Annotated in this window: 19 protein-coding genes; 3 read left to right on the top strand and 16 right to left on the bottom strand. The window is 62.6% G+C overall.

Features of this window, described 5'->3' with window-relative positions; genetic code table 11:
• Positions 1-60: 60 nt before the first annotated feature.
• The 4 genes from QZ656_RS05785 to QZ656_RS05770 form a co-directional block, all read right to left on the bottom strand.
• Positions 61-2478 carry a serine protease gene (locus tag QZ656_RS05785; protein ID WP_291992492.1) on the bottom strand — a complete coding sequence of 806 codons (2418 nt, stop codon included), beginning with the start codon at positions 2476-2478 and terminating at the stop codon, positions 61-63.
• Positions 2475-4298: a serine protease gene (locus tag QZ656_RS05780; RefSeq protein WP_291992491.1), complete on the bottom strand. Its 1824-nt coding sequence runs from the start codon at positions 4296-4298 to the stop codon at positions 2475-2477. Before QZ656_RS05780 ends, QZ656_RS05785 begins: the two co-directional genes overlap by 4 nt.
• A 335-nt stretch (positions 4299-4633) precedes the next feature.
• A complete protein-coding gene (locus QZ656_RS05775) occupies positions 4634-5095 on the bottom strand; it encodes an RES domain-containing protein (RefSeq protein ID WP_291992639.1) in 462 nt (153 codons plus the stop codon).
• Positions 5095-5523: an antitoxin Xre/MbcA/ParS toxin-binding domain-containing protein gene (locus QZ656_RS05770; protein WP_291992490.1), complete on the bottom strand. Its 429-nt coding sequence runs from the start codon at positions 5521-5523 to the stop codon at positions 5095-5097. The genes QZ656_RS05775 and QZ656_RS05770 overlap by 1 nt, the downstream gene beginning before the upstream one ends.
• A gap of 686 nt (positions 5524-6209) precedes the next feature.
• Between QZ656_RS05770 and QZ656_RS05765 the strand changes: the two genes are divergently transcribed.
• Complete coding sequence (locus tag QZ656_RS05765) at positions 6210-6551, top strand: hypothetical protein (RefSeq protein ID WP_291992489.1); 342 nt, start codon at positions 6210-6212, stop codon at positions 6549-6551.
• 79 nt (positions 6552-6630) lie between these two features.
• Here QZ656_RS05765 and QZ656_RS05760 read toward each other — a convergent pair whose 3' ends face one another.
• A complete protein-coding gene (locus tag QZ656_RS05760; protein ID WP_291991544.1) occupies positions 6631-7698 on the bottom strand; it encodes an IS630 family transposase in 1068 nt (355 codons plus the stop codon).
• A gap of 304 nt (positions 7699-8002) precedes the next feature.
• On the bottom strand, positions 8003-8233 hold the full coding sequence (locus QZ656_RS05755) for a hypothetical protein (protein ID WP_291992654.1): 231 nt from the start codon (positions 8231-8233) through the stop codon (positions 8003-8005).
• Between QZ656_RS05755 and QZ656_RS05750 the strand changes: the two genes are divergently transcribed.
• Entirely contained in the window at positions 8144-9295 is a 1152-nt protein-coding gene (locus QZ656_RS05750) for a DUF4143 domain-containing protein (protein WP_291992638.1), read from the top strand. The two genes, QZ656_RS05755 and QZ656_RS05750, sit on opposite strands and share 90 nt — an antisense overlap.
• 4 nt (positions 9296-9299) lie before the next feature.
• A complete protein-coding gene (locus tag QZ656_RS05745) occupies positions 9300-13343 on the top strand; it encodes a hypothetical protein (protein WP_291992488.1) in 4044 nt (1347 codons plus the stop codon).
• Between the two features lie 84 nt (positions 13344-13427).
• Here the strand turns inward: QZ656_RS05745 and QZ656_RS05740 are convergent, their stop codons facing one another.
• The 10 genes from QZ656_RS05740 to QZ656_RS05695 form a co-directional block, all read right to left on the bottom strand.
• The gene (locus QZ656_RS05740; protein WP_291992487.1) at positions 13428-13952 is read right to left on the bottom strand and encodes a peroxiredoxin; all 525 of its coding nucleotides are present in this window, start codon (positions 13950-13952) and stop codon (positions 13428-13430) included.
• 93 nt (positions 13953-14045) lie between these two features.
• On the bottom strand, positions 14046-15404 hold the full coding sequence (gene gor / locus QZ656_RS05735) for a glutathione-disulfide reductase (protein WP_291992486.1): 1359 nt from the start codon (positions 15402-15404) through the stop codon (positions 14046-14048).
• A 100-nt stretch (positions 15405-15504) separates the two neighbouring features.
• Positions 15505-17649 (bottom strand): exonuclease domain-containing protein, encoded by a 2145-nt coding sequence (locus tag QZ656_RS05730; RefSeq protein WP_291992485.1) that lies wholly within the window; start codon positions 17647-17649, stop codon positions 15505-15507.
• A gap of 246 nt (positions 17650-17895) precedes the next feature.
• Positions 17896-18579 (bottom strand): hypothetical protein, encoded by a 684-nt coding sequence (locus QZ656_RS05725; protein WP_291992484.1) that lies wholly within the window; start codon positions 18577-18579, stop codon positions 17896-17898.
• Between the two features lie 6 nt (positions 18580-18585).
• Entirely contained in the window at positions 18586-18804 is a 219-nt protein-coding gene (locus tag QZ656_RS05720) for a hypothetical protein (protein WP_291992483.1), read from the bottom strand.
• 428 nt (positions 18805-19232) lie between these two features.
• Positions 19233-21197, bottom strand: coding sequence for an RNA polymerase sigma factor RpoD (gene rpoD, locus QZ656_RS05715; protein ID WP_291992482.1), 1965 nt, complete (start codon positions 21195-21197; stop codon positions 19233-19235).
• A gap of 52 nt (positions 21198-21249) precedes the next feature.
• Positions 21250-22995, bottom strand: a complete 1746-nt coding sequence (gene dnaG / locus QZ656_RS05710; protein WP_291992481.1) for a DNA primase — start codon at positions 22993-22995, stop codon at positions 21250-21252.
• A gap of 45 nt (positions 22996-23040) precedes the next feature.
• Complete coding sequence (locus tag QZ656_RS05705; RefSeq protein ID WP_291992480.1) at positions 23041-23490, bottom strand: GatB/YqeY domain-containing protein; 450 nt, start codon at positions 23488-23490, stop codon at positions 23041-23043.
• A gap of 176 nt (positions 23491-23666) precedes the next feature.
• A complete protein-coding gene (gene rpsU, locus QZ656_RS05700; RefSeq protein ID WP_042334924.1) occupies positions 23667-23879 on the bottom strand; it encodes a 30S ribosomal protein S21 in 213 nt (70 codons plus the stop codon).
• A 225-nt stretch (positions 23880-24104) separates the two neighbouring features.
• Positions 24105-25382: a hemolysin family protein gene (locus QZ656_RS05695; protein ID WP_291992479.1), complete on the bottom strand. Its 1278-nt coding sequence runs from the start codon at positions 25380-25382 to the stop codon at positions 24105-24107.
• Positions 25383-25783: the final 401 nt, after the last annotated feature.

Here is a 25783-nt window from a genome sequence, read left to right as displayed (position 1 = left end):
CCTCGCCCGGTCAGCGACTTTTGTCAGGACCGTCTAGGCACGGCCGAATGGCCGCCGATGCTAATCCGGGAGGTGCGCGGCCAGCGACAGCCCGGCGCGTGTCGCTTGCGCCTTCAGCGTACGCGCGGCGTTCGGGTTGATCGCTCGCAGCCGCGCGTAGGGTTGCGCGGCAGCCGTTTCATTGCCTTCCATCAGGTAGGCCATGGTCAGGATTCCCAGGCCTGCGGCCTGGTCAGGCTGGCGCGCCAGCACCGCCGTCGAGTGTTCGCGAGCCTTCGCTGCCTGACGCGAGCCCAGATACGACTGGGCGAGGTAGAGCCGGCCATCGAGGGCCTCCGGGTTGAGGGCAACGGCTTTTTCAAGCGCTTCGATGGCGCGTCCGAGCTGGCCCTGGCGCAGCCGCGTTTCACCCAGGTTGATCCAGGCGTTAACCAAGTCGGGCGCCAGGCGCACGGCGGTTTCGAGCGCCTCCGCGCCCTCCGGCAGTCGTCCCAGGCGCATCAAGGCGTAGCCCTTGCTGCTCCAGGCAATGGCATTGCCCGGCTCGGCTGCGACGGCGCGGTCAAGGTAGCCGAGCGCGCCGGCGATGTCGCCCGAGTTGCCGAGCACCTTGGCGATGACGATTTGCAAGCGCGGCAGATTTGGATTCTCCTTTTCGGCGCGGTGCAAGGCCGCCAGCGCTTCCGGCAGCTTGCCGACGGCAGCCAGGCCTTCGCCTAGCGAAGCGAGGTCATCGGGCGTTGCGCTGCCGAGTTCGTCTAGCTTGCTGAAAGCGACGACCGTCTCCGGGTAGTTCCGTTGTTCGCTGCTGATCAGGCCATAGACACGCCAGGCGTGCGCCTCTTGCGGCGCGTCGCGAGTGGCCTGCCTGGCGTCTTCAAGCGCCGCCGGCAGCTGCCCGAGGCTGCGGCGCACGTTGGCGCGATTGGCGCGCGCTTTGGCGTTCTTCGGGTCGAATTGCAGCGCCTTGTCGTAGGCCTTCTCGGCGTCGGCCAGGCGGTCGAGGCGGGTCAGCGTTGTGCCCAGGTCGCTCCACGCCGGAGCGTACTCCGGCGCCAGTTCGAGTGCCTTGCGGAAGGCGTCTTGCGCGGCGCCGAGGCGCCCACGTGTCAGTTCGCCGGAGCCGATGGTGTGCCACGTTTCTGCCTGCGACAAGGCGGCGCCCTGAGATAGCGCACCGCTCCTGGCGGCTTCGGTCTGGCCCTCATGCGCGAGCGAGCGGGCGATCTTTTGTTGCAGTTCGGGATCCGGCTCGCCAAGCCGCAGCGCGACACGGTAAGCGTGCGCGGCGTCGGCGTGGTGTCCGAGCGCGTCGTCGATCGCTCCGAGCGTGCTCCAGCCGCCGGCGTTGCCGGCGTCGAGCCGGACGGCGAGCAGCGCGACCTCGCGAGCTTCCTGCAGGCGATTCGCCTGCAGCAGCCAGTGCGCCTCGATCCGTCGCGGCACCGCCGCGCTGGGCAGCAATTCGAGCGAGCGAGCCAAGGCCTCTTCGGCGGCGCGGCGATCACCGCGGGCATCGAGCAAGACTGCCTTCTGGTACCAGGCGCTGGCGTAATACGGATCGAGTTCGAGCGCAGCTGCAAGCTCGGCGCTCGCTTGCGGGTGGCGGTCAGTTTCGCTCAGGGCCCTGGCGAGAGCGACGTGCGCGGGCGCCGAAGTCGGCTGCGCGGCGATCCATCGGCGCGCATGCGCTTCGAGCGCCGGCCAGTCGGCGGCGAGGGTGAAGCTGTCGCCGTCGGCGAGCCTGCGCGGTTCCGGCGCGGGCAGCGCCTCACCCGGCGCCGGCCTTCGGCCGTGCGCCTGCAGCTGGTCGATGCCGTCGGCCGAGAGCACCAGGTTGAGGCGCTGACCGGTGCCCAGTATCGCCGTCGTCAGCCCGATCAAACGGCCCTGCAGGTCGAACAGGCCGCCGCCGCTGGAGCCCGGCGAAACAGCGGCGCTGGTCACCAGCCGCGCCTGGCCGTCGGCCATCTGCGTGGCGACGATCAGCCCGGCGCTGCTGCTGACGCCAAAGCCCAGTGGATTGCCAATGGCCAGCACGCGCTCGCCGACGACCAGCGAGTCGGCCTGGCGCAGCGGCACGGGTCGTGCGCCGAGGCCGTCGACCGAGAGGAGACAGACGTCGCGGGTCGCGTCCTGGCGCGTCCACTGGCTGACGAGACCTGGCGCGGCCGCCCTGGCCGCGTGATTCGCTGGCTCTGCCGCCGCGCTGCTCGCCGTCGTCTCGACGCGGATCAGCGATGCGTCGCGGATCACATGGCAGTTGGTTGCCACCTGCGCCGGTGCGACGACGACGCCGCTGCCCTGAGCAAGCTCGGTTCCGTGGTCGTCGAAGCCGCGCACGGTGACGACGGCCGTCGCGACTCGTGCGAAGACCTGCTCGGGCGAAAGCTCGCTGCCGGTTGCCGCGAGGGCGCCAGCGACCCCCGGCAGCGCGAGCAGCATGGCGGCGGCACCAGCCTTGATCTGTTCCTTCATCTGGCGCGCTCCTCGTAAGTGACGATCAGTGTCTTGTACACCTGCCGTGCGTATTCCGGATCGATCGTTCGCAGTTGCTCGTAGGCGCGGCGTGCGGCTTCGTCCTGGCCGTCTGCGTAAGCGGTCTCGGCGAGTGCCGCCCAGACCTTGCCCTGTTTAGGCTCGAGTTCCAGCGACTTCTCGAGCGATTTGATCGCCTCCTTCCTTTTCCCGAGAAGCGCCAGCGTGAAACCGTGTAGTCGCCAGACCGCAGCATCGGCCGGCCGGCTGTCAAGCAGCGCACGGGCGATGGTGATCGCTTCGGCCGCGCGGCCACCGTCCTTGAGTTGCACCGCCAGCCAGAATTTCGCATCGGCGTTGTCCGGGTCGGCGTGCACGGCGTGTTGCGCCGCGTCGATGGCCTCGGGGTGTCGGCGCAGTTCGGCCAGGGCTATCGACAACGCGATCCAGGTCTGCATGTCGCCCGGCGAGCTCCGGGCGATGCTCTCGCGCAGCGCGGCAACGGCAGCGACCGGCCGCCCCAGTTTGCGCAGCGTGATTCCCCGCCAGTAAGACGCGGTGGCGCTTTCGCCTTCGCCCTCGGGAAGCTGGCGCAAGGCCGTGTATGCGCGATCAGGCTGGCCAGCCTGGAGGAGCGCGCGAACGAGTTGATAGCGAAAGGCGGCGATGTTCGGGTAAAGACCCGAGAGGCGGCTCCAGATTGCCAGCGCAGTCGCCGCGTCGCCACGCTCCTCGGCGAGCGCCGCGAGATCGGCATACGCGTCAAGCAGCCACGGATCGAGTTCGGTCGCGCGACGATACGCGACTTCCGCCTCGCCGCTCTTGCCTGCCGCGCGCAGAGCCTGCGCATAGACGAGCCAGATCGATGCATCCTGAGCGTCGCGCGCGAGCTGCTTTTCGGCCAGCGCCAGCGCTGGCTCGACTTGCCCCTGCTTCAACAGCACCGTCGCCAGGCCGATCGCGCTGTCGTTCGCGTCGGGAGCCAGGCGCCGCAGATTTTGCCAGGCGGCTAGCGCTTGCGCTGTATCGCCAAGCTGTGCCGCTGCGCGCGCGGCAAAACGCCAGGCTTCGGGCGACTCGGGCACCGTCGTCGCCCACGCCCTGGCCAGCGAATTCAGTTCGACCCAGCGCGCGTCTCGCGCCAGTCCGGCGGCCTCGTCGTGGCGCTGATTCTCCAGCCGATCGGCCGCCGCGCGGGCGTCAACTTCGCCGATCCATGTGGCCGGAGCCGCGAAGTTGACGTTCTGGCCGCTGCGGTGCCGGTACTCGATGATCCCCAGCAAGCGGCCCACATCGTCGAGCAAGGCGCCGCCCTGCGAACCCGGCGAAACCGGCGCCGAGAACTGAATGTACGAGCCCTCCGGGAACGACCTGACGCCGCCGACGAGTCCATCCGAAACGCCGACGCCGAGTCCCAGCGCGTTCGATACGGCAAACACCCGCAGTCCGGGAGCAGGCGCCTCGTCGCGGATCTCGAGGGGAGTGCCGGCAGGCGTCGCTGCCGGCGTTGCCAGGGCGCACAGGTTGCGTTTGGCGTCGCGGGCGATGAGCTGTGCGTCGAGGCGTTGCGAAGTCGAGGAGACCTTTAAGGACGTCGCCGCCGCGAGTCCCTCGCAGACCGTCAGCCAGCGATTTTTCGCCACCAGCACCGCGCTGCGCAGGTCGATCACTACGCCGTCGGCGTTCAGCAGTTCAAGAGTTCCAACGGCTGGCGCGGCGCGCGCATAAACCTCGGCCGGCGACATCTCGGCCGCCGCCGGCGGCGCACAGGCGAGGGCGAAGCCGGCGATGGCCGGCAGAAGGGGTGACAAGAGTTTCATCGAAGGTCTCGCTGGCGGCTAGGTCGATGGGGATGGCAGGCAGGTTCAGGGAAAATGCGCATCCGCATCATAGTTCAGCGCGATCATCCCGCCTCGGTAGAAGTGATTTATTTATCGTGCTCGATGGACGAATACGAGGGGGCCTACAACACCGCCAGCGCAGTTCGCTACGGGCCGGGAAGAGGTGCCGCGCAGTGCGGTTGCCCGTTGCATTCAGGCGATGCGGCGAGCTTCGCGATTGACTTCCCATGGTCGTGGATTGACCCACATCATGGCCGCGGACGGTGTGGGCGCGTGATTGCAGACCTTGCAAATTTCGTTGGCACCAAGCGATATCAAGCTTTCGTCCTGAAAAGTCGGCTGTCCCAGAGCACTGGTTCAGGGACGGAGACTGCCAGTTTCTGAAACTCGGGGTGGCCTGGGTTGATAATCGCGTTGAACTCCAGGCGGACCACAGCGGACGGAACGACCAATACCAGACTCCGCGCTGACGCCAGCCAGTCATCGCCGAGTAGGCGGGCGACGCGACTATCCTCGCCATCCCAGCCAGTCGGCAGGGCGAGCGCGTCGTGGCGCTCGACAGAAAGCTCGTCTGCTCCCTCTGCGACAACAAAGCGCTGGCTCCGTGGCACGCGGCCGATGCCGGAATGTGCCAGCATCTCGAGCAGCGCGCACGCGTAGCTCAAAGAGCCATAGATTACGGGTCTTCCGGGGCTGTTCCAGCGTCCGCCCACGAGGGCCGCGCCGGTGCCATCCCAGAGCGGGTGGCGTTGATCCGCGATCCGGTAAACGCGGATCACGCGGCAATGCCGTAAAACAGTCTCCAGAGGAGCGCTTCGACTCGACGTGCGCCGAGTTCTGTCATGCCGACATCTAGAGGTGCCCGGCCGCCGAGCATTGCATGCGGCGTATGCACGAAGGCCAGCGCATCGTCATCCGAATCCCAGACGTGGCGAGCCGTCGCATAGACCCGCGCCAGCCGCTCGGTCTTCTCCGATTCGGCGGCGCTCAGCCGATCCTGACGGCGCTTCAATGTGGCCTCGGGAACGACCCGGTACAAAATCTCGCGGCGTTCATCGGCATTTCGACCGATCCGCGCGACGCCGGCCTTGAGTGCGGCCTTCGGCAAGCCGCCCGCAACCTGTTCGTCGAGTTCGGCAAATGAGTGTGGCGCAGGCATCAGCGCCATCACGGCGGCGATCTGTTCGGGCGTGACAAGCTGCATCTTCGTCTCCAAAGTATCATTTGATACGCCAAGCATGGGTCACGTGATACTGCAGGTCAAGCTGGGAAAGTACCTTAGCGCTCCTCTACTGGAACATGGGGGAAGGCCAATAGCTGTTTCAGCCGCCGCCGCTTGAGTCGGTCCTCCACCGCCGGGGCCCTGACTGCTGGTCGATGTTTGTAGCTTCAGACAAGACGCCCATCCTCATCATGCTGCAGCGCGATGATCTCGACTCGGCAGAAGTGATCTACCTGTCGTGCCAGCTGGAGGAATGCGCGGGTGCCTGCGTCACCGCCAGCGCTGTTTGGTCCCTGCCAGAATGTAGTGCCGCGCAGCGCTCGCCCGGCGGCACCAGGCGAGCGCTGCGACCTTGGCGATTGACTTCCCATGATCGAGGTGCAAATCGCTTTGCTGCTACCATTGGCGCTCCAGTTAATCAGCCGATTTCTTGTTCGTCGACACGGTCGGCGACGTTCCATCGCGCACGCGCTTAGGGAGAAAAACAATGAGTGCACCGGCGAAGGGCGCCATGCGCTCGTACCCGCGTTGGGTTCCAATCACCGCTTTGCTCGTGGCGCTTGCGCCGCTGGCGGCGTGCCAGCATGCAGCGGCACCGCCGACTCCGCCACCGCAGCAGATTGCGACGGGATTCCGCTTCAGTCTGGCAGCGCCGCTGAGCTTTCAGGGTGGCAGTCCGCGGATTTTTTTTCCAGAACCTGAAGGTGTTGCCGGCCGCGGCGCTCTTGCCCTACGAGCCCTACTGTTCGTTCACCGCCGAGCAGGGCGTGCCACTCGTCATTCCCGCCAGCACGCTCGTTGTCCAGAGTGTGGACTATGACGAGAGCGCGATTGCCGATAGCCAGCGGATGACGAGCGTCACCCGCATCGCGCTCGCCGCGTCTACGGGCGCACCGATTTACACGCTGCGCTGTGGCTGGCCAGAGGGCACGCCGCAGGCGGCTTTCCTGTCGGCCAACCAGATTTTCAATGCGATTGGCAACACGTTCACCATGGATCAGGTGCAGTAGGTGCTGGTAGCCAACGCTTGGCCCAGTCGCCCTCTGCGATAGGCCAGACGAAGCTCGCATAGCGCTCGGTCGCTAGTGTTTAATTGCATAGATTAACGATAGTATTCCGCAGCTGCGCGCCCTTGACCTCTCGCTTTCGCCAGGCGAATGGGGCGGCGTTCTGGTTGTAAGCCGCGGTGAAGCTGTGAATGGCGGCAACGAGTTGATCCAGGCTCGAGAAGCTGGCGTTTCTCAGGGTCTTGCGCTGGAAGATGCCGAACCAAATCTCCACTTGGTTTAGCCAACTGGCGCTGGTGGGCGTGAAGTGAAAGGTGACGTTGGGGTGAGCGGCGAGCCACTCGTCGTTTTTCTTGTGCGTGTTGAGGTTGTCCAAGATGACGTGGATCTCACGGTCGACGGGTTCATCAGCGATGGTCTCCTCCATGAAGGCCTGGAAATCAGCGCGCTTCTTGGTTAGGGTAGTCTTGCCTCGAATGACGCCGGTGGCCACTTCGAGGGCGGCGAACAGGTTGACCGTGCCATGGCGTTTGTAGGTGCTTTTCAGTCCCTGAACCACCTTTCCGCTACTGGTTTGGACATAGCCGCGCCGACGCTCCAGAGCCTGGATCGAGGGTTTCTCGTCGACGCTCAGGACCAGCGCGTTTTCAGGTGGGTTAAGGTACAACCCGATGACATCCGCTGCTTTGGCGGCGAACTCTGGGTCCGTGCTCACGCACCAGGAGCGATGCCGCTGCAGCTGGATGCCCTCCCGACGCAACACGCGCCACACGGCATCGTCCGATACTTCCAGCGCCTTCGCCAGCGAACCACCATCCCAACTTGCCATACCTTCCGGCGGTGTCCGTTCGAGTTGCGCCAGAATGCGGTCACGCAGATCCTGCCCGTACTTCGCCGGCTTGCCCGGCCGCGCAGCATCACGCAAGCCCGACAAACCATGCTCGGCAAAGCGCCGACGCCACAGCCCCACCGTGTTCGCACGTACGCCAACTGCGCGGGCAACCTCGTCGTTTCGCAGACCCTCCAAACAACCCAGCACGATTCTCGCTCGCTCGGCCAAGCGAACCTCGCCACTGCGACTCCGTGACATACGCTCCAATTCCTCCTTCACCTCCGCTGTGCAAGACAGCGCCACCGCCACACGTCCCACCACATCTCCTCCACCACGAAGCAATGGAGAAGCATGATAGTTACTACCGGTTAATAATGCAATTAGACACTAGTTCCTCTGGTCGCCGAAAGCCGCCAGAACCTGACGGGTTTCCAGCGACGGGTACAGTAGAGGGTTGGCTTTCGCCCGCCCTCCACTCTGCCCGTGGCCGGGGGCAGGCGGAGTGTAGTTGCGGGCTGTGACCGTCGCGGCCGCGGCTGACCACACACGCTCATCCGAATGCGGGCGAGATGTCGGAACGCCAATTTCCTCTCGCCTCGCTTGCATCCGATGTTGGTCTCGTTTACTCTTGTGAGTAAATTAACTCAGTGCAATAAAAATGCCTTTCGAACGAAGCCAAATCAACATCTTGCGACAGCGGCTTGCTGAACCTCCGCAGTTCATGATTGTCGTCGTCGGCCCCCGGCAGGTTGGCAAGACAACGCTGGTCAGGCAGGCCCTTGCGGCACATCCGTCGACCTTCGTTGCCGCTGACCAGGCGCTTCCCGACGCCGTCGACCCTTTCGGTCAACAAGGCAGTGCTTTCTTGACGCAGCCGCTTGCCGGGACTTCGCCTAACGCCGAGTGGCTGGTGGGGCAGTGGGTGCAAGCGCGCGCAAGAACACGGACTCGGCCGGACGACAGATGCCACGTTCTTGCGATCGACGAGATCCAGAAGATTCCCCGCTGGTCCGAAGTCGTGAAAGGCCTTTGGGACGCGGACCGCGCCGAAAACCTGCCCTTGCATGTCGTCCTGCTGGGTTCCTCGCCGTGGCTGATGCAAAAAGGCCTGACCGAAAGCCTGGCGGGCCGTTACGAGCCGATCCGGATGGCGCATTGGTCCTACGGAGAAATGCAGGAAGCATTTGATTTCTCGCTCGACGAGTACATCTATTTTGGTGGTTACCCGGGTTGTGCGAGCCTTGTTCGCGAAGAAAAGCGCTGGCGGCAATACGTCCGTAGCGCCTTGATTCATCCGAACATCGAGAAGGACATTCTGCAGATGACGCGGGTCGACAAGCCGGCCTTGCTGAAAACCTTGTTCGAGCTGGGTTGCGGCGCCTACTCCGGGCAGATAATTTCCTATACCAAACTCCAGGGGCAGCTGCAGGATGCGGGCAATACGGTCACTCTGGCCCACTATCTTGAACTGCTCTCGCAGGCGGGTTTGCTGACTGGCCTGACAAAGTATGCTGGCCAAAAGCACCGACAACGTGCCTCTAGCCCCAAGCTGAATGCGCACAACACCGCGCTGATTTCCGCGCTCGCCGGATACACCTTCGCCGAAGCGGGCAATGACAGGAGCTACTGGGGCCGACTGGTCGAAAGCACCGTCGGCGCGCATCTTATCAACACGGCATCCGACGACTGTGAGGTTCAATACTGGCGAGAAAGCCCGGATGAAGTGGACTTCGTGCTGACCAATGGCCGGAAGCTTGTCGCCATCGAAGTCAAGAGTGCCGCTACGTTTTCCGTCCCCAAAGGACTGGCAGTCTTTGCCGGGAAGTTCACGGAGTGCCGCCAGTTGATCGTCGGCGAGGGCGAGTTGTCTCTTGGCGAATTCCTGTCACACCCCGCGGAAGACTGGCTGGAGTAAAGCGATGCTGATCGTTCCGCGCCGTGTTCGCCAGATCAACCAGGATAAACAAGGCAGCGACCCACCGGTCGAAAACCCGACGCAGTCCCTGGAGGATTATCGTGAACAGGCGGCCTGGATATTGCTTGGCGAGCCAGGCGCGGGAAAGTCATCGGCCTTCGTGCAAGAAGCCGAGGCCCATGGCGGTATTGTTCTTCCCATCGCCGAGTTCCTGGAAGACGTGGAAACCGAATGGCAGGGGAGGACGCTATTTCTGGACGGTCTTGACGAAACTCGGGCAGCCGGCAGCGACGACAGCATTCTCTTCAAGATTCGTTCACGCCTGAAAAACCTCGGCAATCCGCCGTTTCGTATCGCCTGCCGCGCCGCCGACTGGTTCGGATCCTCCGATCGGGAAACCATGGTGGGGGCATCGCTGGACGGCCAACTCGCCGTGCTGCTGTTGGAGCCACTCAATGAGGAAGAGATCCTCGACATACTGAAGAGCAATCACGGAGTCGAAGACCCGGAGACCTTCGTCAACAAAGCGAGTGAGCATGGTGTTGATGGCTTGCTCAGCAATCCGCAAACCCTTGGCCTGCTTGCTCAGGCCGTACGTGGTGACCAATGGCCCGCAACCCGCCAACAAACATTCGAACTGGCGTGCCAAAAGCTGGCGGAAGAAGCCAGCAAGAAACATCGCGACAAGCTGCGCAGTCGCCCGCTTGAAGAAAATGAACTGCTCGAAGCAGCAGGCCAACTTTGTGCGGTCCTGCTGCTTGCCGACAAGACCGGAATTGCCCTGGATAGGGAATCTGCCGACGCGCGGTTTTCCGCACTTGAGGAGTTCTCTCCACCGGACGCCGAGATGGCCGCTGGCGCGGTGCGGAGAAAGCTGTTCAGGCCGTCGGCCTCGCGGGAGGAACGTATCGAGCCGATCCACCGCAGCATCGCAGAATTCCTTGCGGCACGCTGGCTGGCCAAGCAGATCGATAAGCATGGCCTGCCACTCCGACGGGTGCTGAATCTATTATTGGGAACGGACGGCCGGACTGTCGCTGGCTTACGCGGGCTGTACGGCTGGCTCGCCCTACACTGTCACGCGGCCCATGCTCTATTGATCGATGCCGATCCCTTGACGGTGGTGATATACGGCGACGTAAAACCGATGCCGCGGGCCGACAAGCAGCGCATCCTCGCGGGTTTCAGGCACGAAGTCGAGCGACATACCTCCTTTGGCTGGCAGGCCCAAACGAATCATCCCTACGGCGCTCTGGCCGACCCCGAACTCATTGACGATTTTGCGGCTATTCTGAAGGTCCCTGGGCGCGACGATGCAGCCCAGGCCTTTGTCAGTTGTGTTCTGCGAATCCTTCTTCACGGCGAACGACTACCCGAGCTGGCGAGCACCGTATTGGCCCTCGTCACCGACGACACTCGCTGGGGCAGAGTGCGAACGCGCGCGCTTGAGGTATGGATCAAGTTGGACGGATCAGCACAGCAGGCACTTGCTCTGCTTGATGCCATCGCTAGTGATCAGGTCGCCGACAGTGATGATGAGTTGGCTGGGATGTTGCTACGCTACCTCTACCCGAGAAGCATTGAGCCGAAAGACTTGCCGCGCTACTTGCATACCCCCAAACGGCGGAGCCTGATTGGGGTCTATGCGTGGTTCTGGGGACATGAGTTGCCGCATAGCGCTCCGGACTCGCATCTACCCGTCCTCCTCGACCAGTTTGCAGCCCGTTCTGACCTGCCCCTGTCCGAACCTCGCGAATTGCACTTCCGGCAGATGCTCAGTGCCTTGCTGTCACGAGGCGTTGCGGCACACGGGGACTGCGTCAGCAGCGCGCGTCTGTTCGACTGGTTAGGAATCGGCGCCGACAAATTTGGTTATTTCCAGCGAGAGAGTGCCGGGCGCCAAGTCATCGCCGATTGGCTGGAAAGACATCCCGAACACTTCAAGGCATTGCTGGCGCTCTGTTTCAAGTGCTGCGAAGGAAAGGAACACCCTGGTGGCTGTCTGCACGCCTTCGAGCATCGCTTGCATGGTGCGGCACTCCCTGCAGACATAGGCTTTTGGCACCTTGAGCAGGCATCGAGAACCGTGAATGATGCGCTCGCTGAAGTACACCTATCGAGAGCCGTCAGCACGCTCAAGCATCAGCGTGGGGGCGACGGCCTGACACTCGAACGAATCGTAGCGTGGGGCGACGCCAACCCTGGGCGAAAGAAGTGGCTAACGCCAATGCTCACGCCGGAAGTTGCAGAATGGGAACTGGAACTGGCTACTCAAGAAGAGACCTATAACCAGCAACGCGTGGAGAACAGGCGAGAACGCAGTCGTCAATTGAGCGAACATATAGCCGCCATCCGAAATGGCACAGCAAGTCCCGCCCTGATGCACAACTTGGCGGGCGTTTGGTTGAATCGCTCTCTCGACACACGTGCCGAAACTCCATTGGAACGATTCGATCTCTATTGTGAAGACGGAGCAGAAGTGCTCCGTGCCGCTGAATGCGGATTTCGTCATTGCGTGCAGCGGAACGACCTTCCGACTGTCGCAGAAATCATAGAGATCGGCACCAAGCAAAGAGAACATCTGATCCGTCAACCTTGCTTGGTCGGGATGGAGGTGCGTTGGCGGGACAGTGACAAATCCATGGATGCTCTAGTCGATGAAATTCTGGGACGCATGGTCGCCTTCCGACTGACCTACGGGGTGGGCAACACGCCAGATTGGTTTGGTTGTCTCGCTACGACAAAGGCACCTCTCGTGGCGGGAGTCCTGACCGAGTACCTGGATGCCGCGCTGAGGTCCAAACTCGACCTCGTGACCGGTACCTACGAAATCGCAAACGATGCGAGATACCGTGAGTTAGCCCGAATCGCGCTACCGGCCGTGCTTGAGCGGTTTCCCTTACGTGCCAGATCAGGTCAACTTCGTCATCTCGAGCACTTGTTGAAGGCCGCCCTACGCTTCTCCCTTGAGCGATTTCCAGCGCTCGTCGAGAAGAAAATAGCCACAAAGAGCATGGACGTCGCGCAGAAGGTGTATTGGCTAACGGCTGCGATGTTGGTGGATCGGGAAAGACATGAAAAGGGACTCTGGGACTACATCGGTAACTCATGGAACCGTGCCAACCACGTGACCGGTCTTCTGACCGAAGGCCTTGGGGACCCGAGCAGCCAGTGCGAGCTTTCTCCTCTTACGATCGGTAAGCTGATCGAATTGCTTGCTCCGCACGCGGAACTGGATTGGCCTGCAGGTGGCGGCTGGGTAAATGAGGCCATGGAGCGAGGCGACCATGTTCGGGCGTTGGTCAGCCGCTTGGGTGCTCTTGCCACGGACGCCGCCGCGCAGGAAGTCGAGCGGCTACTGTCTCTGCCGACGCTGACGCGGCTCAAATACTTGCTGGAAGAAACTCGTCATCAGTTGTGCCTGCAACGACGCGAAAGCGCTTTCAGATTCCCGCCGTTAGCCGGCGTGGCGCAAATTCTCGCCAACCGGGAGCCGGCGAGTGGTGCAGACCTTGCTGCATTGGCGCTGCACCATCTGGACGACATCGCGCGCGACATCCGCACGAACAACGATGACGGTTTTCGTGCCTTCTGGAACGTTGAGAACAGGCAAGCAACCAGCGAACGCGAGGAGAACCTGTGTCGCGATGAATTGCTCACGCGCCTGGGCCCGCGCCTTGCGTTGTTCGGCGTTGATTGCCAACCAGAAGGCGACTATTTCAATGACAGACGCGCCGACATACGTGTTTCTTACCGCAACGAGTTTGCCTGCCCGATCGAAGTCAAGGGCGAATGGCATGATTCCCTTTGGACGGCTCTACGTAGTCAACTGATCGAGCAATACACCATCGATCCAAAGGCCGCCGGGCACGGCATTTATCTCGTGCTGTGGTTCGGCGGGAAGAAGCAAAGAGGAGCCAAGGACCAAGGGAGTAAACCACGCTCACCAGAAGAGCTACGGGCGCGACTTCAGGCCCAACTCGATCCGGTCGAGCAGAAACGCATTTTTGTTCGGGTGCTTGACGTCAGTTGGCCAGCCAAGCGATAGTGCGACCAGTCAAGCCGCAACTGCCCGGATAGCGTTTCTGCGCCGGGGAAGCTCAAAGCTTCCCCGCGTGCGTATTACGGGTGCTTAGCGGCCCTTCAGGTACTTCAGCATGGTATCGGCGTCCGATACTTCGAAGGGGTCGGTCGGGCAGTTGTCGTCGAAGCCTTGTTCTGACAAGAGCTGCTTGATCTCGCCGTCTTCGACGTACATCGAATAACGCCAGCTGCGCTGGCCGAAGCCGAGGTTGTGCTTGTCGACCAGCATGCCCATCTTGCGCGTGAATTCACCGTTGCCGTCGGGCAGCAGGAAGACGTTCGTGGCATTCTGGCTCTTTCCCCACTGGTACATGACGAAGGCGTCGTTGACCGAGACGCAGACGACGGCGTCGACGCCCTGCGCCTTGAATTCCTCATAAAGTTCTTCATAGCGCGGCAGATGCGAGGTCGAGCATGTCGGCGTGAATGCGCCTGGCAGTGAAAAGACAACGACGTTCTTGCCCTTGAAAATTTCGTCGCTGCTCAGGTCTTTCCACTCGAAGGGGTTGGAGCCGCCCAGGGCTTCGTTGCGGACGCGGGTCTTGAAAATGACACTCGGGACGTGATTGCGCATCTTTGTTCTCCTTCGTTGGTTTGCGGTTAATGAGCTCGTGAGCTTCGCCATGGCGATTATTGCACGCGCGGCACGAGCCGGATAAAAATCGCCCTAGTCTTCGCTCGACGCCTCGCGCATGCTGACAAACTCCTCGGCGGCGGTCGGGTGGATGCCGATGGTGGTGTCGAAGAGCGCTTTGGTGGCGCCGGCGCGCATGGCGATGGCGATGCCCTGCATGATTTCGCCGGCATCGGGTCCCATCATGTGCGCACCGACGACGCGGTCGCTGGCCTGGTCGACGATCAGCTTCATGAAGGTCTTTTCGTCGCGCCCGCTGATCGTGTGTTTCATCGGCTTGAAGGTCGATTTGAAGACCCGCAGGCGACCGAACCGGGCGCGCGCCTCGTCTTCGGTAAAGCCGACCGTGCCGATATTGGGCTGGCAAAACACCGCCGTCGGGATGAAATCGTAATCGACCGCTTTTTCGACGCCGCCGAACTGGCGGCGGGCGAAGGACATGCCTTCGGCCAGCGCCACCGGCGTCAGCTCGATGCCGCCGGTGACGTCGCCGATCGCAAAAATGCTCGGTTCGGAGCTGCGGAAGTCGTCGTCGACGTCGATGGTGCCGGCGTCGCTGATGTTTACCCTGACGTTCTCGAGTCCCAGGCCCTGCAGGTTGGCCTTGCGACCGGTGGCGTAGAGGACCGCATCGACAGCGATCGTCGTGCCGTCGGTCAGCTGAACGTGCAGGCCGTCGGCTCGCGGCGTGATCGACTGGACATTGACTTCAAAGCGCAGGTCGACGCCGGTCTTGCGGATTTCCTGCGCGGCGTGCGCGCGGATATCGGCATCGAAGCCGCGCAGGAATAGTGGTCCGCGGTAGAGTTGGCTGACGCGCGCGCCCAGGCCGTTGAAGATGCCGGCGAATTCGACCGCGATGTAGCCACCGCCGACGATCGCCAGGCGTTCGGGAAATCGCTCGAGGTCAAAGACTTCGTTGGAGCTGATGGCGTTTTCGCTGCCGGGAAATTCCGGGATGTGCGGCCAGCCACCGGTGGCGATCAGGATTTTTTCTGCCGTAAAGTGCTGCTCGCCGACCGCGACGGTATGGGCATCGACGATGCGGGCGCGGCCGTTGATCACTTCGGCGTCTACCCCGGCCAGGAGATTGTCATAGATCGCGTTGAGGCGCGCGATTTCGGTCTTCTTGTTGTCGCGCAGCGTTGCCCAGTCGAAGCCGGGGGTGTGACTATCCCAGCCAAAATTGCGTGCATCTTTGAACGCCTTGCCGAATTCGGCGGCGTAGACGTACAGTTTTTTCGGTACGCAGCCGACATTGACGCAGGTGCCTCCGAGGTAGCGGTCTTCGGCGACGGCGACTCGGGCGCCGAAAGCGGCCGCCATGCGCGCTGCTCTTACCCCGCCCGAGCCAGCGCCGATGACGAACAGGTCGTAGTCATGATCTTTCACAGAGCGTTCCTCGTGATTGGAGTGTGCCAGTCTAGCAGTGTGCGCGCTGCCGGCAAGTGCGTGCGCGCCCGAGCGCCGGTCGCTCGGTCGCTCGGCATGCTCAATACTTGACGCGTGCAAAGTAGGTTTTCTGCGACGCTTCGATCGCCTGTCGCAGGGTGACTATCCCCATCTGCTCGAGCAGCGGCAGCATTTTCAGGAACACCTCGCCGGTGGCCAGCGCGTCGCCGAGCGCGCTGTGCCGGCCTGTGATCGAGATCCCCAGGCGTTCGGCGATTTTCTCAAGTTGGTGCGAGTCCTGGTTGGCGTGCAGGACGGCCGACAGTAGCAGCGTGTCGAGCACCGGTTGACTGAAGACGACGCCGGTGCGCTCTTCCTTCAGTTGCAGGAAGCGCATGTCGAAAGCGGCGTTGTGGGCGACCAGGACGGTCTCGGCGCAGAAATCGTGGAAGGCCGGCAAGACCGCGTCGATCGTCGGCTGGCCGCGCACCATGTCGTCGGTGATGCCATGAATGCGCACGCCTTCCGGACGCAACAAACGTTCCGGGTCTACCAGTTCGTCGAAGTTTTCCTGGCGTAGCAGGCGGTTGTTGACGATCCGTATGGCGCCGATCTGGATGATCTCGTCGCCGCCGGCAGGCTCCAGGCCGGTGGTCTCGGTGTCGAAGACGGTGTAGCTGAGGTCGGCCAGCGGGCGGTCGAGATCGATGCTCTGATCGCGGAAATCGAAGAGGTCGAAATCGTAATACTCGGGACGTACGTCGCTCTCGTCGGCGAACTCGGCGGCGAGCGTCTCGGGGATGGCGATCGGCAGGACCAGCCGGAAGAAGGCGCGTTGCGCCGATCGCTCACGCTCGTACCAGACTTCGCCGCCATGGCGGTCGATGACGTCGCGCAGCGACAGCGGCGAGGTCTCGCTGCCGACCTGCATCGCTTCGGTTTCCCAGGTGTAGAAGGTCTCCGACGACATCGCCTGGCCGGCCCAGACGATGTCCAGGTAGGCGAGTTTGCCGAAGGGCTGCAGTCGAAAGCGCACTTCCTTGATCTGATAGTGCTCGCGCAGGCGGAATGCCAGGCAACAGATTGAAAAGACCAGCGAAAAACTCTCGGCGCGCAGCCACAGCGCTTCGTCAACCTCCTCGGTCTTGCTCGGCAGTCCGAGTTGCGTTTCGAGACGACGCTGCGCAGCGGCGATGATGTCGGTTCCCAGGACGTCTTCGAGCGGCCAGCGCGTTTTCAGCGAATCGGCGAACTCGTTCATCGTTTGATCGAGCCGCTGGCTCATGCGCACGACTTCGTCGCTGACGATGCCGACGAAGCGCTCGCGCACCGCCGCCTCCATATCCGGGTAGTCCATCAGGTTGCCGACGGCGACGCGGATGTTGGCCAGGCTGCCGCGGCTGCCATCGGTCAGCGACTGCAGTACCTGATCGCGGCGCGATGCTTGTTCGAGGCTGCGGGTGATGTTCTCGACGGTCAGCACGTAGCCGCTCATGTCGCGTTCCGACAACACCGGCACCAGTTGCACGCGCAGCAGTTGGCCGCCGCGGGCGGTGGTGATGAAGTTGGCGATCGCCGCGCCGGCGCCCTTGTGCAGGCGCTGGTGCACGACTTCCAGGGCATGATCGATCTGATTGCGTTCGAGGATCGAGAAGATCGACCGGCCGAGGCCGATCAGCGCACCGCCGGCGACGGCCGTGCTGCCCTGCGCCAGGGCGCGGAACTGCAGTCTGGCACGGCTGTTGTAGAGCAGGATGCGGCCATCGATGTTGCAGACGACGACCGCCTGTGCCAGCTCGGACATCAGCGCCGCCAAGCGGTTTTTTTCTTCCTCCAGCGACGCTTTGGCGGCGGCGATCTGCGCGTCGACGTCGTCCATCAGGCCGTCGCGCTGCGCCGCCAGCTCGTTGGTCGCCGCGGCCAGCTGGCGGACTTCGGGTGGGCCTTCGGGTTCGACCCGGAAGTTACGGTTGGCGGTGAGCATCAGGCGCAGGCTCTCGGCCATTTTGAGCAGGCCCTGAACGTATTGCCGGAACAGGTAACGGATGACCAGCAGACCGACGATGAAGCCGAAGGTGGTCATCGTCGCGCCGAGAGAAAGGTGTGGAACGATCAACTTGACCAGCAGCTCGCGCTCCGGGGCTTTCGCGCCGACCCAGATCAGCACGGCCGTAATGACAAAGGGGCCGGTCATCAGCAGGCCAAGAATGATTACCGATAGTGCGAAACGGATGCGTGCGTTCATGTGCTGGACCTGTCTGCGACTGCGTTGCGCTGGTTCGGGTGCGGATCACGTCGGGCGTGCGGCGCTGTGTCTCTACCCCGGAATCTCCCCACAGCGCGAGAAGGGCCTGGCGGAGGCGGGCAATTCAGGGAGCATGCTCCCTGCCCGGCGAACGATTGCGGCGTGCAAGCAGGAATGCGCACTGCAAGTGAGCGAGGGGACAGTCATGGCTTTCATGATCTCGGGTATCTCGACGCGTCATGACCCTTAGCCGAGCAGACGTTCGAGGCGCAGATCGATTTCCGCTTCCAGCGCCAGCGTGCGCACGGCGGCGGCCGGCGCTGCGCCCGACGAGAAGCGCAGCGTCTTCAGCGATCCGTCCACCTGGTAGCCGCCGGCGGTCCAGGAAAAGGCCGCGGCACGCAGCAGCGCCTCGCGGTTCATGACCAGCACCGATAGCGTTAGCGCAAAAGCCTTCTCGGTGCTGCTGGCGTCGGCGCCAGCGATCTGCAGGTTCAGCCTGTGCAGTGACTTGAGGCGCGTTGCTGCGGCGACGACGCCGTACATCACGTGCAGGTGTGTGTAGTCCGAGAGCACCCTGCCGGTGGCCGGAACGACCGAGAACGCCGCCGGGTCGGCCGCATCCCAAACGACTTCCGCGCCGCGCAGCGCCACCAGTTCGCCGCTCGTCGAGCGCAGGTAGACGCGTTTCGGGCCGTGATACGGTGGCCGCGTCAGCGAATGTGGGCCAGCCGGTGCGGCGGCGTCGAAAGTGAGCTCGTCGATCGCATCCTCGGGCCCTGCTTCGCCGGCGATCGGGTCTGCCGACAGACGATCAAAGTCCCAGTGATCGGCCGAAAACGTTGCGACTGCGGCGCCGGAACCGGTGAACAGCGACGGCAGCGCACTTTTCAGCAGGGCGTCGATGGCGTTTTCGAGGGCCAGCAGCATTGGTTTCTAGGCCTCGGCGCGGGCTGCCGCCGTTTGATGGTCGGCCGGCCGGGCTGCAGGTTGGGCGGCAGCCCGTTCTTTCTCGAGGATAGGCCGTGCAGCGACAATTCGCGGCCCGGTGGCGCTCAGCTTGGCCGCCTGATTCTCCAGGTCGTCTAGCGTCTTGCGGCTTTTCTCGTACTCGCTGTACAAGACGCCGAGCCGCTTGCGTCGTCGCGTTTCCATGTTTGATCTTTCTTGACTGCGCCTTGCGGTTTCGAGGCCGTGCTGCTCGTCGTGGATAGCGGTCAATGTCGCGCGGTCGACTGCACGCGGTCTTCATCGTAAATGCCCGGCCGAGCCTTGTCCACCGCGCTATGAGCCTGAACGAGCACCGCTGGGCACCAGCGCGCCGCACGCGCTGCGCCAGCGTTGCCGTTCAATCGAGTTTTCGCCGCTGGCCGACGAAGGCGAGCGCGATGCGCGGCCGCCAGGGCAGTGCTCTGAGCGTTGCCGGCACGCAGATGTGAAAACGACGCCCCTGGAGTATCGGGCGCCGTTGAGCGAACAGGAGAGACTGCGTCAGCTTGACCCGACCGTCACGCCACGGGCGTGCACGAGAAGCATCCCCTTGCGCGCAGGCCTGCTGCTTGTTGCCGGCAGCTGCCGTGGGGTCAGCTGTTGCCGTTGTCGAGGAAGCTGCGCAACTTGTCGGACCGCGACGGGTGACGCAGTTTGCGAAGCGCCTTGGCTTCGATCTGACGAATCCGTTCGCGGGTGACGTCGAATTGTTTGCCGACTTCCTCAAGGGTGTGGTCGGTATTCATTTCGATGCCGAAGCGCATCCGCAGTACCTTGGCTTCGCGTGGCGTCAGCGTGTCCAGGACGTCTTTGGTGATGAAACGCAGGCTCGAGTACAGGGCGGCCTCGGTCGGCGCCAACGTTGCCTGATCCTCGATGAAATCGCCCAGATGCGAATCGTCGTCGTCGCCGATCGGCGTTTCCATCGAGATCGGCTCCTTGCTGATCTTCAGGATCTTGCGGATCTTCTCTTCCGGCATCTCCATCTTCTTGGCCAACGTCGCCGGGTCGGCTTCCAGGCCGGTTTCTTGCAGGATTTGCCGCGAGATGCGGTTCATCTTGTTGATCGTCTCGATCATGTGCACCGGGATGCGGATCGTTCGCGCCTGATCAGCGATTGAGCGGGTGATCGCCTGGCGAATCCACCACGTGGCATAGGTCGAAAACTTGTAACCGCGCCGGTATTCGAACTTGTCGACGGCCTTCATCAGGCCGATGTTGCCTTCCTGGATCAGGTCGAGGAATTGCAGGCCGCGATTGGTGTACTTCTTGGCAATCGAGATCACCAGCCGCAGGTTGGCTTCGGTCATCTCGCGCTTGGCGCGCCGCGCCTTGGCTTCACCGGTAGACATCTGCTTGTTGATGTCCTTCAGTTCCTTGAGCGGGATGCCGATGCGGTCCTGCAGGGCGAGCAGTTTCCGCTGCTCTTCGGTGATGTTTGGGGCATTGCGCGCGAGGACCGCCGCGTAAGTCTTGCCAGCTGCAGCAATCTCGGCGTCGACCCAGTCGATATTCAGTTCGTTGCCGGGAAAGACCTTGATGAAGTGCGGCCGCGGCATGCGCACCGTGTCCACGCAGATTCTCTGGATCCGGCGCTCGCAGGTGCGCGCCTCGTCGACCATCGCGCGCACCGCGTCGCACAGGCGCTCGATGGTCTTCGAGGTAAAGCGAATGCCCATCATCTCGTCCGAGATCTGCTCCTGGAGCTTGAGATAGGCCTTGTCCTGCGAGGACTTCCTGAGCAACAGCGCCTGCGCTTGCGTGTTATGCGTGCGGATTAAGTCCAGGCGTTCGAGGGCGTCGGTCTTGAGCTTGAGCAGGGTCGCCGCGGCGGCAGCGCCGGCGGCGGCCTCGGCGTTCTCTTCTTCCTCATCGTCTTCGTCTTCAGAGTCGTCGTCGCTTTCCGCCTCGTCGTCGTCCTCGTCTTCGGAGACGCTTTCGACCTCGGCGGTGATCAGCCCATCGATCAACTCCTCGATGCGCATTTCGTCACGGGCGATCCTGTCGGCGCAGCTGAGGATCTCGGCGATCGTCGTCGGGCACGCCGAGATCGCCTGAATCATGTGTTTGAGGCCGTCCTCGATACGCTTGGCGATTTCAATCTCGCCTTCCCGGGTGAGCAGTTCAACCGAACCCATTTCACGCATGTACATGCGCACCGGGTCAGTGGTTCTGCCGAACTCGGAGTCCACCGTCGACAGCGCCTGTTCAGCCTGCTCTTCGACATCGGCGTCGTCGGCACCAGCGGCCGGAGCGGAGTCGGACATCAGCAGCGTCTCGGCGTCGGGGGCCTCGTCGTAGACCTGGATTCCCATGTCGTTGAAGGTGCTGATGATGCTTTCGATCTGCTCGGCGTCAACGACATCATCGGGTAGATGGTCGTTGATTTCGGCGTAGGTCAGAAAGCCTCTTTCCTTGCCGAGCTTGATCAGCGTCTTGAGACGCGTCTTGCGCGTCTCATCGTCTATCGGTGCCGGTTGGTTACCGACTTGAGCCAATAGATCGGCCGCCGCTTTCGCTTTTGCCGCCTTCGTAGTTACCGCCTTTTCCCTTGCCATGACCATATCCCGGATAGCGTTAAACTGGAAAAACTCTAGATTCTACCACAGCTTAGCCGGCCGGCTTTATTCGAGCGCGAGCGCTCAGTGCCTGCAGGTATTGCTGCTTTTCTTCACTCGACAGGCCGCCAACACCCAGCTTCTGGATCTTGCCCTGGAGAAGCGCGAACGCTCGTCTTTGCTCGCCGTCAAGCAACTGGCTGACGGCTCCGGCAAACTCCGCATCGATCTCGTCTTCGGCAAAGGGCTGGTGCATTAGTTCAGCCGCTGCGTCATGCAAGATGTCTTCGTCTTCGCTGCCACGCAGCCTTTCGAGCAAGGCCGGATAAGCGACTGCCGGCTCGCCAGCGGCGGCAATCGTCTTGCACAGCACGGCGATTGCCCGCGCTTCGTTCGAGCGGGCCGGTAACAGTTCGAGCGGCAACTGCGGCGCCAACTCGGGTTTCTGCAGCAAGAGACGCAGCAATGGCCGCAGCAGCGACGGTTTTTGCCGCGGTGCGCGCGCTGGCGCTGGCCGAGCGACCGGGCTCAGCGCACACAGACGCTCGACCTCTGCTTGCGAAAAAGTGCTGGCTTCAGCCAGGCGTTTGACGAGTTGCAGCCGCAGCAGCGGCGATTGCATGCGGCCGAGCAGGGGCCTGGCGTCGGCCACCAGGCGGGCGCGACCTTCGGCGCTCGCCAGGTCGCATTGTCTGGCGAGTTCGCGCAGCATGAAGTCCGAGAGCGGCGTCGCCTCGACAATCATTCGCTGGAAAGCTTCGCCGCCGCGCTTGCGCACCAGGCTGTCGGGGTCCTCGCCTTCGGGCAGCAGCACGAAGCCGATACTTTTCTGTTCGGGGAGTACTTCGATGCTGTTTTCGAGGGCGCGCCACGCGGCCTTGCGGCCGGCGCCATCGCCGTCAAAGCAGAAGACCACGCGGTCAGCCTGACGCAGCAGTTTTTGCACATGCGTGGCCGTGGTCGCGGTGCCCAGCGTCGCCACCGCGTTGCCGATGCCATGTTGCGCCAGCGCGACGACGTCCATATAGCCCTCAACGACGATCACCGTATCGCTGTCGCGAATCGCCGTGCGCGCCTGCGGCAGGCCAAACAGCTCGCGGCCTTTTTCAAACAAGGGTGTTTCCGGCGAGTTGAGATACTTCGGCTCGCCAGCGCCAAGGATGCGGCCACCGAAGGCGATCACCTCCCCCTTCTGGTTGACGATCGGGAACATCACGCGTTCACGAAAACGGTCGTAGAGCCGCCCCTGCTCGTTCTTGATGACCAGGCCCGCCAGCTGCAACTCCCGATCGCTGTAATCGTCGACGGCGCCGGCGAGGTTCTGCCAGCCATCAGGCGCATAGCCGATGCCGAAGAGGCGGGCGACTTCACCGCTGACGCCGCGCTCCTTGAGGTAAGTGATTGCTTTCTCGGAGCTCTTCAGTTGCTGGCAGTAGAACTTCGCTGCCCGGGCCATGGTGTCGGCGAGCGCCTTGAGTTTCGGACCGTGCTGCGGCGCATGTCCCTGCTCATCGGGAAGTTGCAATCCACAGCGTGCCGCGAGTTCCTTGATGGCGTCGACGAAACCGGCGCCCGAGTATTCCATGAGAAAGCCGATGGCGCTGCCGTGCGCGCCGCAGCCGAAGCAGTGGTAGAACTGTTTGCTCGGGCTGACCGTAAACGACGGTGACTTCTCGCTGTGGAACGGGCAGCACGCGGCGAAGTTGGCGCCGGTCTTCTTCAGGGGCACATAGCCGTCGACCAGGTCGACGATGTCGACGCGCTGCAGCAGTTCCTGGATGAACGAGTCGGGGATCATCTGGCTATCCTTCCGACTGGTGGCCGGCTATTGCGCGGCAGGTTTTCAGGCGCCAGCGAGGCGATTCTTCACCAGCCGCGAAACCTCGCCGATGTCTGCCCGACCAGCGAGCCGTGTGCGTAGCGTGTTCATCACGCGGCCCATGTCGCCAGGTCCGTTGGCGCCGGTCTCGGCGATTGCCGCGGCAACGGCCTCGGCAATTTCGTCGGCAGCGAGAGCGGCGGGCAGGTACGCGGTGAGCAACTCGGCCTCGAAGCGCTCGCCGTCAGCGAGATCGTTTCGCCCGGCTGCAGCAAACTGTTCGAACGAATCGCGGCGCTGCTTGAGCATCTTGTTGATGACTGCCACGATCGCCGCGTCATCAAGCTCGATGCGCTCGTCGACCTCGCGTTGTTTGATCGCCGCCAGCAGCAGACGAAGCGCGCCGAGCGTTTTGGCCTCGCGCGCGCGCATCGCCGTCTTGACGTCTTCGTTGATGCGCGTTTTGAGGGACATCGCGAAGCTCCTTTCTGATCCTGGGGTGGCGCTCGACGGAAACGCAGGCGAGTCGATGCGACCACGACCAAGTCGCCGCGACCAGATCGAATCTGGCTCGCGGCGGCGGTCGTTCCAGAAATGCCAACAGCCGCCACTCGTAGAGAGGCGGCCGTTCACACGTTCGGGGTACGCTTCTAGAACAGCTTCGGCGGGAGAGTCTGGCTGCGCATCCGCTTGTGATGGCGCTTGACCGCTGCCGCCAGTTTGCGCTTGCGCTCGGCGGTCGGCTTCTCGTAGAACTCGCGAGCCCTTAGCTCGGTCAGCAGCCCCGTTTTCTCAACGGTGCGTTTGAAACGTCGAATGGCAACTTCGAATGGTTCATTTTCTTTTACGCGAATAGCAGGCATAGACTCGTCCAAAGGTTCAAGGTCAGCATCGTACAGCTTAGCCGCGCATTATAAACAGGGTTGCCGCGGAACGCCAAGGGGGCAACCCGGGTTTTTTTCTCTCTCGTTCTTGCCAAACCGCCGAACGCGGTCAGCCGGTCGAGGGTGCGCACTCGTCATGGCCGTCGTCGCGCCGCCGCAACCACATGCTGCAGAGCCCTTACGCTTGCCGGCCAAAGCCGTTTTTCAGTCGCTCGGCGGTTCCGCCGGTGAGCCTGTCTTGGCGTTTTTTCGGCGGCTGATCCGCAGTTCATGGATCCGTCGCCGTGATGCGCATTCGATCTTCACCTCGAGATTCTCAAGGAGCAGACACTCGCCGGCAGCGGGAATCCGTTCGAGATGACTGATGATCCAGAGGTTGACCGAGTCATACGGTTTGCCGGCGAGATCCTGGCCAAAAAAAGCCTCGACGACGCGCAGTTCAGTCGTGCCATCGACGACCAGGTCGTCGTCGTCGGGGTTCTCGCGCCGAGCCTGGCTATCGGGTGGTGCCTCGTGGTCGTCGTAAATGTCGCCGACCAGTTCCTCGATGACGTCTTCGAGCGTAAAGATTCCGAGGAGGGCACCGAATTCGTTGACCACCACCATCAAACGATCCTTGTCTGCCTTGAGAACGTCGAGCAGGCGGTCCACCGGTTGGTTGGGCGGGACGAACAGCGGTTCCGTGCCTGCCTCGTTCAGGGTCTTGTCGAGATGGCCTTGCGCGACTTCGCTCAACACCGTCCGCAGCGTAATCACCTGGTTGATTTCTTCGGGATTGCCCGAGTGCAGCGGAATCCGGTAGTGCGAGCCGGCGATGATTTCGTCCAGCGCGTCACCGATACGGCGATTGCCGTCGAGTGAAAATATCTGGTGGCGGTGCACCATGATGTCACTGGCACGGAGTGTGCTGAAGTCAAAGATACGGCGAATCATCTGGTGCTCGCCGGCTTCGATCGACCCTTCCAGCGTGCCGTGCGCCGCCAGTGCGATCAACGACGTTTCGGTTACCGTCGGGTCCCTGGGTGGGCTGCTGAGACTGTGCATCCAGCCGATCAATTTCTCCAGCGTCCACACCAGCGGAAAGAGCAGCTTGCCGAGAATTTCCAGGGGCGTTGCCGCAAACAGCGCGACGACTATTGCGTAGCGTGAGGCGTAGGTCTTGGGGGTGATCTCGCCAAATATCAGCAACAGCAGGGTTATGGCGCCGACCGCCAGGCCCGGGCCCAGATGGCCAAAATGTTCGGTGGCGAAAACCGTAGCCAGCGTCGCGGTGCCGGTGTTAACCAGGTTGTTGCCGATCAGGATGATGACCAGTGTTCGATTGAGGTTGCTCTTCATCCGATGCAAGGTCTTGGCGCCAAGCCGCCGCTCGGCGAGCAAGGACTCGGTGCGTGCCCTGGACAGCGATGTCAGGGCAGTCTCGGCGCTCGAGAAGAACGCCGAGAGGAGCAGCATGGTGACTAGCAGGAATGCTTCGAACACGGTGACTTTGCTCCCGATGTGGTCCGAGAAGCGGTTCCGATAACCGGCAGCCGGGAAAAACAGCCTTTCTTTCTTACACCACTTGCCGAAGCGCTGCAAGATTCGCCGCCGCCCGACGCTGCTGCTACGCTCGTCAGGCGCCATTCGCGTCTGGCCATGGCCAATCGCTCACCGGCGCTGCGGCAAAACGATCATCGAGGCCCTTTTCTCTTGGCTACGGCAGTTTGCGCACGTCATCGCCGGCCGTTGGCAAGTCTGAGTGGCTGTTCGCCAGCCCGCGGGTGTTTTGCAGAACGCGTCGATCGTGACCGGTGTCCGGAGAGTCACCGAGCGTTCGAGCAGATTGAGGACCGACTCTTGTTCGCCAGCTGGGAACAGCACGCGAAGCGCCCGAAGCAATC

The sequence above is a fragment of the Candidatus Accumulibacter sp. ACC003 genome (assembly GCF_907163085.1).
In the GTDB taxonomy this organism is placed as follows: Bacteria; Pseudomonadota; Gammaproteobacteria; order Burkholderiales; family Rhodocyclaceae; genus Accumulibacter.
Note: the sequence above shows the minus strand (reverse complement) of the source record. Positions and strands in the feature narration are given on the sequence as shown.

Excerpts from the sequence above, each read along its gene's own strand:
- QZ656_RS05785 (WP_291992492.1), bottom strand. The coding sequence starts at position 2,478 with ATGAAGGAACAGATCAAGGCTGGTGCCGCCGCCATGCTGCTCGCGCTG.
- QZ656_RS05780 (WP_291992491.1), bottom strand. The coding sequence starts at position 4,298 with ATGAAACTCTTGTCACCCCTTCTGCCGGCCATCGCCGGCTTCGCCCTC.
- QZ656_RS05770 (WP_291992490.1), bottom strand. The coding sequence starts at position 5,523 with ATGCAGCTTGTCACGCCCGAACAGATCGCCGCCGTGATGGCGCTGATG.
- QZ656_RS05745 (WP_291992488.1), top strand. The coding sequence starts at position 9,300 with ATGCTGATCGTTCCGCGCCGTGTTCGCCAGATCAACCAGGATAAACAA.
- QZ656_RS05740 (WP_291992487.1), bottom strand. The coding sequence starts at position 13,952 with ATGCGCAATCACGTCCCGAGTGTCATTTTCAAGACCCGCGTCCGCAAC.
- QZ656_RS05730 (WP_291992485.1), bottom strand. The coding sequence starts at position 17,649 with ATGAACGCACGCATCCGTTTCGCACTATCGGTAATCATTCTTGGCCTG.
- QZ656_RS05725 (WP_291992484.1), bottom strand. The coding sequence starts at position 18,579 with ATGCTGCTGGCCCTCGAAAACGCCATCGACGCCCTGCTGAAAAGTGCG.
- QZ656_RS05720 (WP_291992483.1), bottom strand. The coding sequence starts at position 18,804 with ATGGAAACGCGACGACGCAAGCGGCTCGGCGTCTTGTACAGCGAGTAC.
- rpoD (WP_291992482.1), bottom strand. The coding sequence starts at position 21,197 with ATGGCAAGGGAAAAGGCGGTAACTACGAAGGCGGCAAAAGCGAAAGCG.
- dnaG (WP_291992481.1), bottom strand. The coding sequence starts at position 22,995 with ATGATCCCCGACTCGTTCATCCAGGAACTGCTGCAGCGCGTCGACATC.
- QZ656_RS05705 (WP_291992480.1), bottom strand. The coding sequence starts at position 23,490 with ATGTCCCTCAAAACGCGCATCAACGAAGACGTCAAGACGGCGATGCGC.
- rpsU (WP_042334924.1), bottom strand. The coding sequence starts at position 23,879 with ATGCCTGCTATTCGCGTAAAAGAAAATGAACCATTCGAAGTTGCCATT.